The organism is Mesorhizobium sp. M1E.F.Ca.ET.041.01.1.1 (assembly GCF_003997355.1).
In the GTDB taxonomy this organism is placed as follows: Bacteria; Pseudomonadota; Alphaproteobacteria; order Rhizobiales; family Rhizobiaceae; genus Mesorhizobium.
This window is the reverse complement of sequence record NZ_RZSL01000668.1, coordinates 1-2983: the sequence shown is the minus strand read 5'-3', so window position 1 is coordinate 2983 and position 2983 is coordinate 1. Positions and strand designations below refer to the sequence as shown.

Genomic DNA, 2983 nt, shown 5'->3' with positions numbered 1-2983 from the left:
CACGATGTCCTGATCACGCTTAGCCGCGCGGACAGCGAGGCCTGCCGGTCGATCAGGCTTTTCTCACGCATGAACAAGCCGGTGGCGAGCGCCCACTACGTGCAGCAGAAACCCGAGATTCTCCACAGCAATGGATTGAAAGGCGCGGACCTGCTGCACGATGAAAGCTTGGATGGCTGGGCGCAATGGTTCGAGAAGGCCGCCATGGCGCGTATCAAGCCGCTACGCGGGCCGATCTATCAGGATTTCAATCTTCTGACGGGCGCCATCATGGCCGGACATGGCGTCGCACTTTGTCCGATCCAGGTGTTCCGACGGGAGATAGCGCAGGGCGATCTCGTGATTCTATCAGAAATTGCGACGCTTGAAGATCAAGGGTACTACCTTTTAAGGGCCCCTGATGCGGGCCCCGCCGTGGACGCGTTTACCGATTGGTTCCAACAGATCTGTGCAAGCGAGGATGACGGGCCGAACGCTTAGAGCGCTATGCAAACTGATCCGCACCGCGAGACTGCCATAGTGCCGAGCTAACGAAGGTCTACCGTACCGACTGCCCCACTCGCAACGATGAGTTCGATGTTCCTTTCATCATAGCCCAGTTCTATGAGGACCTGCCTGTTGGGTTGACCTGGCTGCGCCGGCGCGGACCGGATCGAGGCAGGGGTTTCAGAAAATCGCGGAGCCGGTGCGATCTGGCGAGCCCCGGACCGCTCGACCACCATCTCTCGCGCACGAACCTGCGGATCGTCGGCAACCTCAGTCATGTCCAGGACCGCCGTGACGCGAGCCAATAGGCACGCGGCTTCTCGCCGGGACTGTCAGGAATCTTGTGCGTGAGGCCATGATGATGGAAAGGAGAATCATCGCATGGCCATTGAGAAGGAACTTCTGGACCGGTTGCTTGCCGGGCGCGACCCACAGGAACTGTTTGCCAAGGACGGTTTGCTCGACGATCTGAAGAAGGCGCTTTCGGAGCGGATACTGAACGCCGAACTGGATGATCATCTTGACGAGGAGCAAGCCGAAGGGCTGGCGAACCGGCGCAACGGACATTCGAAGAAGACGGTTCTGACGGGCACGTCGAAGCTCGAACTTTCGATCCCGCGTGACCGTGCCGGCTCCTTCGACCCGAAGTTGATCGCTAAGTATCAACGCCGCTTTCCCGATTTCGACGCCAAGATCGTATCCATGTATGCGCGCGGCATGAGCGTGCGCGAGATCCGCGGCCACCTGGAGGAACTCTATGGCATCGACGTCTCGCCGGACCTGATCTCGGCCGTCACCGACGCCGTGCTCGAGGAGGTCGCCGAATGGCAGAACAGGCCGTTGGACGCCTGCTTTCCCCTGGTCTTCTTCGACGCGATCCGGGTCAAGGTCCGCGACGAGGGCTTCGTGCGCAACAAGGCGATCTACATCGCGCTCGGCATCCTGCCCGACGGCGGCAAGGAGATATTGGGTATCTGGATCGAGCAGACGGAAGGCGCCAAATTCTGGCTGCGCGTCATGAACGAGTTGAAGAACCGAGGTGTGGCCGACATCCTGATCGCCGTCGTCGACGGCCTGAAGGGTTTTCCTGAAGCGATCAACGCCGTCTTCCCGCAAACGGTCGTGCAGACCTGCATCGTGCATCTGATCCGCCACTCGCTGGAGTTCGTGTCCTGGAAGGACCGCAAACCTGTCGTGCCGGCGCTGCGGGCGATATACCGGGCCAAGGACGCCGAAGCCGGCCTGGCCGCGCTCGATGCCTTCGACGCCGGCTACTGGGGCCAGCGGTATCCGGCGATCACCCAGAGCTGGCGGCGCAACTGGCAACACGTGGTGCCGTTCTTCGCCTTCCCCGAAAGCGTGCGCCGGATCATCTACACCACGGATGACATCGACAAGCCTGATTTCGGTTTTTTGGCTTTTTCGACTCCTGTTCGTTTCTTTGTTCGGCTTCAGGTGAGCCTGTTTCTTCGTCCCGGCCCACAGGATTTCCCGTGCGAGCGTGTCGAGACGCCGTCAAGGCTGGCCGGTGCGGTGGCGGCACGGCCGGCTGCGAGGTTTCAAGGCCACGCCTTGACGGCGTCGAGCACGGCGCCAGTCTGGAGCGGACCGAGACGGCGGTCGTGCCGGCACATTCCCTATGCTATATTTGTCCGGCACGGACGACCACGTGGCAAAGAGTGGTGTAGGGGATGAGAGTGCCGCCACGCAGCCTTATAGTCGTTCCTCCTTTGTGGCGTCCGTGCGCCGCTTCGGCCCGCGTGGCCGCCAATGCCGAACCATCAGCTCGTAGGCACGCTCGGCATTCTCGGCCGCGGCTTTCTCGCTGTTTCGCAACTCCTTCACGTTGTAGGCGTAAGCCGAACCGCGGCGACCGACACCGCGCTCCCCCGGCGCGCCAGCCTTGAGAGCGAGCTGCCTCTGCTTTGCCGCCACCAGCGCCGGGCGAGCCCAGAAGTAGTCCTGCTCTTTTGTCAGCAGATGCCAGATCAACACCGCGAGCTTGCGGGCGACCGCCACGGCGGCGACCTGATGGCCGCGCTTGTTGCGGATGCGCAGGAAGAAGGCCCTGAGCGGTCCGGGCGCCTTCGCCGCCGCCCAGGCGGCCTCGACCAGCATGGCGCGGGCATGGGAACGCCCATGTTTGCTAATCCGGCCATATTGCGCCAAGCCAAGACCGGATTGGCGCACACGCGGATTGAGGCCGAAGTAGCTCACCAGCTTCTGCGGTTCGCGGAACCGCCGGATGTCGCCGACGGCGGCGATGATACCGCTCGCGACGATGGCGTTGACACCGGTGATCGTCTGAAGTCGCCGGACTTGCACATCATCAACCGCTTCCCGGGCGATGTCGCGATCGAGGTCAGCCAAATCCTCGGCCAGGCGATCGATCTCGCGGATGTGGCGGGCGATAGCGGTCCGCTCGTCGTCGGGAAGCACCTGCTGCTCGAGCCAGGCGCGACCCCGACGGTTGAACAGATCGGCATGCGGGCACTTC

Annotated in this window: 2 protein-coding genes and 1 pseudogene; 2 read left to right on the top strand and 1 reads right to left on the bottom strand. The window is 62.4% G+C overall.

Annotated features, from left to right (window positions below; translation table 11 throughout):
* Positions 1-480, top strand: a 480-nt coding sequence (locus EOA38_RS32275; protein ID WP_245480975.1) for a LysR substrate-binding domain-containing protein, incomplete at its 5' end; no start/stop codon positions are given.
* Between the two features lie 387 nt (positions 481-867).
* Positions 868-1881 (top strand): annotated as a pseudogene (locus EOA38_RS32270) (IS256 family transposase); the annotation flags it as partial.
* Between the two features lie 318 nt (positions 1882-2199).
* On the opposite strand, the gene EOA38_RS32265 reads toward EOA38_RS32270, so the two are convergent.
* Positions 2200-2983 (bottom strand): IS110 family transposase (locus tag EOA38_RS32265; protein ID WP_127301129.1); only part of this gene is annotated, 784 nt, incomplete at its 5' end.